Origin of the sequence: Snodgrassella gandavensis, from assembly GCF_914768025.1 — a bacterium.
Lineage (GTDB): Bacteria > Pseudomonadota > Gammaproteobacteria > Burkholderiales > Neisseriaceae > Snodgrassella > Snodgrassella gandavensis.
In genome coordinates, this window is record NZ_CAJZCE010000006.1 from 113,007 (window position 1) to 119,956 (window position 6,950).

At 39.8% G+C, this 6,950-nt stretch carries 7 protein-coding genes; 4 read left to right on the forward strand and 3 right to left on the reverse strand.

Features of this window, described 5'->3' with window-relative positions:
- The first annotated feature begins 8 nt into the window (after positions 1-8).
- The 3 genes from lpxD (at position 9) to lpxA (ending at position 2,411) form a co-directional block, all read left to right on the forward strand.
- Entirely contained in the window at positions 9-1,070 is a 1,062-nt protein-coding gene (gene lpxD, locus MJ764_RS06390) for a UDP-3-O-(3-hydroxymyristoyl)glucosamine N-acyltransferase (RefSeq protein ID WP_239325652.1), read from the forward strand.
- Positions 1,071-1,074: 4 nt separating this feature from the next.
- Complete coding sequence (gene fabZ / locus MJ764_RS06395) at positions 1,075-1,533, forward strand: 3-hydroxyacyl-ACP dehydratase FabZ (protein WP_239325654.1); 459 nt, start codon at positions 1,075-1,077, stop codon at positions 1,531-1,533.
- 101 nt (positions 1,534-1,634) lie between these two features.
- Positions 1,635-2,411, forward strand: coding sequence for an acyl-ACP--UDP-N-acetylglucosamine O-acyltransferase (gene lpxA / locus MJ764_RS06400; RefSeq protein ID WP_239325656.1), 777 nt, complete (start codon positions 1,635-1,637; stop codon positions 2,409-2,411).
- A 989-nt stretch (positions 2,412-3,400) separates the two neighbouring features.
- Here lpxA and MJ764_RS06405 read toward each other — a convergent pair.
- The 3 genes from MJ764_RS06405 to MJ764_RS06415 form a co-directional block, all read right to left on the reverse strand.
- Complete coding sequence (locus MJ764_RS06405; protein WP_239325658.1) at positions 3,401-3,814, reverse strand: ExbD/TolR family protein; 414 nt, start codon at positions 3,812-3,814, stop codon at positions 3,401-3,403.
- Positions 3,815-3,817: 3 nt separating this feature from the next.
- The gene (locus MJ764_RS06410; protein ID WP_239325660.1) at positions 3,818-4,483 is read right to left on the reverse strand and encodes a MotA/TolQ/ExbB proton channel family protein; all 666 of its coding nucleotides are present in this window, start codon (positions 4,481-4,483) and stop codon (positions 3,818-3,820) included.
- Between the two features lie 78 nt (positions 4,484-4,561).
- Entirely contained in the window at positions 4,562-5,326 is a 765-nt protein-coding gene (locus tag MJ764_RS06415) for an energy transducer TonB (protein ID WP_239325662.1), read from the reverse strand.
- A gap of 327 nt (positions 5,327-5,653) precedes the next feature.
- On the opposite strand from MJ764_RS06415, the gene MJ764_RS06420 reads away from it, so the two are divergent.
- A complete protein-coding gene (locus MJ764_RS06420) occupies positions 5,654-6,385 on the forward strand; it encodes a DUF3472 domain-containing protein (protein WP_239325671.1) in 732 nt (243 codons plus the stop codon).
- The last annotated feature ends 565 nt before the right edge of the window (positions 6,386-6,950 follow it).

Here is a 6,950-nt window from a genome sequence, read left to right on the forward strand (position 1 = left end):
GCAGAATCATGGCAGTGAACCAAATAACCGCCACAGCTCTGGTTGAACAACTGGGCGGACAATTGCGTGGTGATGATGCCACTATCACCAATATAACCTCATTGCAACAGGCGCAGGCGCATGATATCAGCTTCCTGAGTAATCCCCGTCTGCGTGCTGAAGCCATTGCCAGCCGTGCTGGTGTATTAATTGTTACCGAAAAATCTGCTGAAATTTTGGCCGGTCGTTCCCTGATTATCACCGACGATCCCTATCTTTATTTTGCTCGCGTTGCGCGTCTGTTTCATCCACGCTCGCAGCCCAAAGCAAGTGTCCATCCCAGTGCAGTTATTGCTCCAACAGCACAAATTGCAGCCAGTTGTGAAATTGGTGCCCATGTAGTTATTGGAGAGCACTGTGTCATTGGTGAAAATACGCGTATTCTGGCTGGTACAGTCATTGAAGAAAACTGTACAGTAGGCAATGATTGCATTATTCATGCCAACGTAACCATTTATCATGGCTGTCAGTTGGGTAACCGGGTAGAACTACATTCCGGTTGTGTTATTGGTGCCGATGGGTTTGGATTTGCCTGGGACAAACAGAAAAACGAATGGTTTAAAATTGTTCAGACTGGCTGTGTAGTTTTGGGTGATGATATTGAAATCGGTGCCAATACCACAATTGATCGCGGTGCCATTGAAAACACCATTATCGAAAACGACGCCAAAATTGATAATCAGGTGATGATTGGTCATAACGGCAAAATCGGTGCTCATGTAGCCATTGTGGCCTGTACCGGCATTGCTGGCAGCACAGAAGTGGGTGCCTATTCCGTTATTGGTGGCGCAGCCATGATTGGCGGTCATCTAAACATACCGCCACAAACAACCATTGGTGCAGCTACTGCTGTTAGTCACAGTATCAAGGAAAGCGGCCATTATGCTTCTATATTCCCATTACAAAAACACAGTGACTGGGTAAAGAATGCTGCGCATATTCGTCATTTACACGAAATGAACCAGAAAATAAAAGCATTGGAACACAAATTAGCCGAGTTGAACGGCAATTCATCAAACCAACAGGATTAAAGCAATGGATTGGTCTTTACCATTAGACGTTCGTACCCTACAAAAATTACTGCCTCACCGCTATCCATTTTTACTGATTGACCGTGTTACCGCTTACGATAGCGAAGCCATGACCCTGAGTGCAATCAAAAATGTAACCGCTAATGAACACTTTTTTCTGGGTCATTTTCCCGATTTTCCAGTTATGCCCGGCGTTCTGATTATCGAAGCCATGGCGCAGGCCTGCGGCACACTGGCCATTCTTAGTCATGGTGGTCGTGACGATGATGAAATTTATTTCTTCGTTGGTATTGATAACGCCCGTTTCAAACGTCAGGTTATACCCGGTGACCAACTGAGATTTGAAGTTAAACTATTGGCAAACAAACGCGATATCGGCAAATTCAAAGCTACTGCATGGGTAGAAAATCAGATTGCAGCTGAGGCCGAAATCATGTGTGCCAAACGCAAAGTAGACAAATAAAGGCTACCCATAGCCACACAATACAATAGCTTCAGTGCACAACTGAAACATTAATCACATATGATTAAACTGGTCGTAAACCACGACTGTAGGAAATATACATGACGCAGATTCACCCCACAGCCATTATTGATCCCAAAGCCGAACTCGATAGTAGCGTATCTGTGGGTGCTTATACCGTAATTGGCGCCAATGTGCAGATTGGTGCCGATACCGATATCGGATCGCATGTTGTTATAGATGGGCATACCACTATTGGAACAGGCAACCGGATTTTTCAGTTTGCTTCGCTGGGGGCAATTCCACAGGACAAAAAATACCGTGGCGAACCTACCAGACTGATTATTGGTAACAACAACACCATCCGAGAATTTACCACCTTCAATACCGGTACCATTACCGGTATTGGTGAAACCCGTGTAGGTGACAATAACTGGATCATGGCTTACGTTCATCTGGCTCATGATTGTGTTGTTGGCAACCACACAGTTTTTGCCAACAATGCATCACTTGCCGGACATGTTGTCATTGGTGATTATGTAATACTGGGTGGTTTCTCACTGGTACACCAATTTTGTAATATTGGCGACTATGCCATGACCGCATTCGCTGCCGGTGTACACAAAGATGTTCCGCCTTATGTAATGGCCGCCGGTTATCGCGCCGAACCTGCCGGGCTTAATACCGAAGGTTTACGCCGCCATAACTTTACAGCAGAACAAATTGCCAACATCAAACGCTTGTATAAAATTCTTTATCGGCAGGGATTAAGTTATGCTGATGCCAAAGCCAGAATTATTGCAGAAGCAGATTCAGCACCCGAATTACATGTGTTCAAAGAATTTTTTACCCATTCTACACGCGGCGTAATCCGCTAGAACAGGCCAAATAAAACAGGTAGATTGGCCAGAAGTTAATCTATCTGTTTTATCTATACAACCAGACTTCAATCAGACAAATATCACGCTTCAGTATCAAATCAGTTTCAAAACTGGGCATAAAATATCTTATTAATTATATATGCATACCTGAAACAATATTTTATATTCAAAATCATATACCCAGATTATTTTCTTAGTAAAATATCTCTATCATTTTATTTAGCAATACCTATTGAATCTACACATACTATTAAAAAACCTAAAAACAGTTACTAAGTGTTTTTATCCCAACAGCTATGACTATAGCCATATCCACCCGATAAATAATATATCCAATATCCAGTTGCACCTTAACAACCCTACAAAGTAATAATCAAAAATTAAATAATAAAATTTTGAGAACAAAGAGGAAAATATATTGCTTCAACTTATAGCAACTATACTTGATGAAATGCTGGATATAATCCTTTCAATATATTTCTGAAAAAATATAGAGTTAATCAATAATGTTAACAACAACCTATAGGCAAAATATTTATGACCATATTATATGCTTTGAGCTTATACAGTACCAATAACAGTCTTGTATACTGTAATTTTTATAGTATTTAGCTTTCTTCTTTTATGTTCAATTAAAAACAATACTCTTAATATTATTAGTACTTATTAGTATAAATACATATTAGGCATTAAAAAAATGCTTTAATAGCTAAATTTGGATTTAAGCAGACAAGAATAACTCCAAAAATCACATTTGCATATTTGATTCATACCTGAAATCATCTCATTCGCACGACTAAAATCAGCATATCAATACAATTTAACTGCCATCTGAACAATAAATGGTACATACAAAATACCATCATTTATGAAACTGATTTGAAAAAACAGGCTTTCTTTTTTAAGAAAGCCCATTAATATGGTTACCTCGACAGAGTATAGGAACAAAGTACACCTTAACACTCTGAATTATCAATTAACTCTTCTCACTTATCTTCCGTAACAAAGCCTACTTTCACCAGGCCTGCATCCCGAGCCGCTGCCAAAACCTGCGCAACATAATCATAAGCAACGTGTTTATCTGCAGCAATGGCCAGTACCACATCTGAGTCAGCCTGTGCTTTCAGATGCAAGTCATTCTGCAATTGCGCCAGCGAAAGAGTCTGATCACCTAATTTATACTGCCCGTCAGCCCCGATAGATAAACGTAATGGCGATTTGGGTTCGGCTTGTTGGGCAGGATTAGCAGTGGTAGGCAAAGTTAATGGAATAGAGTGAGTTAAAACCGGCATCGTAATCATAAACACAATCAACAATACCAGCATTACATCAACCAGCGGAGTTACATTAATATCTGCTGATTCATGGACTTCATCATCACTGAAATGACCAAATGCCATCACTTAATCCCCATTATTCAATAACTGTGCATGTAAATCATGAGCAAAGCCATCAAGATCACGACTTAAATTTTTCTTGCTGCGTACCAGACCGTTATAAAACAACAATGCCGGAATAGCCGCAAACAAACCAATGGCTGTGGAAACCAATGCCTCACCAATTGGGCCAGCAACAGCAGCAATACTCATCTGCCCACTATAACCAATATTAATTAAAGCATGATAAATACCCCACACAGTACCAAACAGACCAATAAATGGCGCACTCGAACTGATTGAAGCCAGTACAGTCAATCCACTTTCATAGCGACGCATAACCTGTTCCATACTATTGCGAATCTGGCTCGTGAGATACTGATTGAAAGGCATCGCTGCGGCCAATGAATGATTAGCTTTATCATGATAAAGTTTACTGGCATGCAAGGCATCACGCGTCAATAAAGCTACCGGCGACTGGTTATTTGCCAGCTCATGCTGCAACTGAACCAGATTCTCAGCCGTTGCAAAACAATTTAATGCAGCGCGGTTATCACGTTTAGCACACCATAAACTCCAGCAACGTACTAACGCAATAATCCAGGTCATAATGCTCATCAAGACAAGAATGGCCAAAACAGTCAGCAAAATCCAGCCACTCTGGGCATAAATTGAAGCAATATTACCGTCCATAAGAATAATTACCTTCAAAGTTAACAATGATTTAATCAAATCATTTCAAAATACAAAAATACATTACCATTATTGCTATCAATTAGATATTCTAAAAACAACATCAAAATGATATTTATAAGGAATCGGCATCCCACCACGAGTAGCAGGCTTGAAACGATACCTCAATACCGCCTGCTTAGCTGAACGGTCAAGGCGGCTATAACCACTGCTTTTACTTATCACCACATTCTGTGCCTGACCATCTGCTGATACCGAAACAGTTAATCCCACAACGCCCTCTTCTCCATTACTCTTTGAGTCAGCAGGATAAACTGGTTTTAATGCTGCCAGAAAACCACCCTGATATTCTTTTGGTACTACCAGATTGCCACCAGCCTGATCCCCACTACTTTTACCATTTGCAGATGTAGCTTCGGATTTTTCACTAGTATTTGCAGACGTTGGGCTCAAGACCTTATTTACAGGTACAGGCGCTATTGGAGCAGTTTTTTCTACCGTTGGCGTTAAACTTGGTTCATCCGCTTTCGGTGGATTAACCTTAAATTGACTTTCTGTCTTGGGCGCAACCACAGGCTTGATCAGTGATTTTTCAGGCATCACTTTTTTAACCGGTACTTTCACCGATTGCTTATGCACAACAGGTTGTTGTGATTGTGGTTTAGAGGGAGCATCATTTATGGCCTGATTTGAGCTCGTACCCAAATCAACAAAATTAAGTGTTTGTAGATTAATATCAACTTTTTGTTGTGCATGAACAGCCATTATTGCCCAAAATAGAAAAGCATGCATTCCCAGTACGAGAGCAACAATCAAAAAATTGACTTTACGTTGGTTTTCCATATTTTCGGCATGATAATAGAAACCATTATTATTTGCAATATAACTTAACACTAAAACCTTAAGACTACCCTAACTAGGCCAAACTAAACAATTTACAAGCTTATTGAAGCTTACATAAGCTGGATTTTGAACCAAATCTATACATAGCCAAAGCTATTCAAAAAATATCCTATTGCCTGACTATATTTAAATATTCTTAGTCATTAAAAAATTAAATGTTTGAAAAACATAAATTATATTGGTAAAGTCCGAAAGTTAGTCACTGCGTATTAAATGCGAATAACATTGTCAGAGTAAATAATTAATTATGAATAATAGGAGAGACACATGAAAAAACAAATCATAGCAACCATGTCAGCTTTTGCCGCTGCTCAGGCATTGGCAGCAACACCTACATTAAATTGGAGCATTCCAACTTCCACTACGATACAAAATATCACCTTTGCCATTACCATCAATCAGGCAGCACCCATAGATGAATTTTATTTTGCCAATCAATTTAGCTTTACCGGCGGTGGCGGAATAGGCTATACCGGTATCCAGCCTACTACTAATGCCAGAGATGGTTCACGTCAATTTATGGTTTTATTCAGCAGCTTTCGTAAAGACACCATCGCCAGACACCCTAACTGCAAAGGTGGTGCAGATGGAGCCAGAAGTGGTGCAACCTGTCGCAAATATATACCCGGAGAGCTGGGCGACACCTTTACTTTTAGAGTACAAAAAGATGGCAATCTGTTGATGGGCACCGTTACTAATCAGACTAGCGGACGTCGAGATATCATTGGACAATGGGAAGTTAGCCCATCTGCCGGCAATCTGGCTAATAAACAAATATCATGGATTGAAAATTACAAAATGAATAATCCATCATTCCATCTGACTTGCGACAAAAAAGGTTGGCCTTACTATGAAATTAAATTTTTGCCACCTACCGCCAACAACGACACCATCAAAGGTACTATTTCCACCCTATCCAGTGGATCACAGGCCTGTCCAGGTGCCATTACCTGGCAACATGACGAAAGTGGAACATTAGTAAAAGGTGGCTATAAATAACTTTCACCATTCAGCAGCCTAAAAAGCACGCTTTAAAGCGTGCTTTTTAATTATTTATAGTTATCAGTACAATCATATTCAGAATCGTAATTACAGTCACAAGAAAACATTGAGTCAAGAAAAAATAATATAAAAGCCGAGTTTGCGCTTAAATTTATTTACTACTATATATAAATAACAAAACAAATTAGTGCAGCTAATATACCCACTTCCAAAAGTAGCATAAATAGAAACCAGCTATTGCAGAAACGACAATACCAAATAAAAGGCATTGTTTAGAGAATAGCCGATACAAAAAAGCCCAAAAACTAATACAGAATAGAGCCAAAAGCAGGCGAAGAGAGAGTAGTCAAAAGAAAAAGCGCGAGGGGGTAAAGCAAAGCGAGTCAAAGCGTGTCAAAAATAAAATCTTAAAAAACAGTCATATGATGAAATAAAGAAAAATAAAGGGGGAAAGTAGTTGACAGCGTTTTAGGTGAGGCGTATAGTTCGCCTTCTTCGCTGATGACGCGACACGAAACGAACTAAACAGTTTAAAGTAGAACGCAGTCGAAAGCAATGCTCT

Coding starts and splice junctions, on each gene's coding strand:
- MJ764_RS06420 (WP_239325671.1), top strand. CDS start 5,654: ATGAAAAAACAAATCATAGCAACCATGTCAGCTTTTGCCGCTGCTCAG.
- fabZ (WP_239325654.1), top strand. CDS start 1,075: ATGGATTGGTCTTTACCATTAGACGTTCGTACCCTACAAAAATTACTG.
- MJ764_RS06415 (WP_239325662.1), bottom strand. CDS start 5,326: ATGGAAAACCAACGTAAAGTCAATTTTTTGATTGTTGCTCTCGTACTG.
- MJ764_RS06405 (WP_239325658.1), bottom strand. CDS start 3,814: ATGGCATTTGGTCATTTCAGTGATGATGAAGTCCATGAATCAGCAGAT.
- lpxA (WP_239325656.1), top strand. CDS start 1,635: ATGACGCAGATTCACCCCACAGCCATTATTGATCCCAAAGCCGAACTC.
- MJ764_RS06410 (WP_239325660.1), bottom strand. CDS start 4,483: ATGGACGGTAATATTGCTTCAATTTATGCCCAGAGTGGCTGGATTTTG.
- lpxD (WP_239325652.1), top strand. CDS start 9: ATGGCAGTGAACCAAATAACCGCCACAGCTCTGGTTGAACAACTGGGC.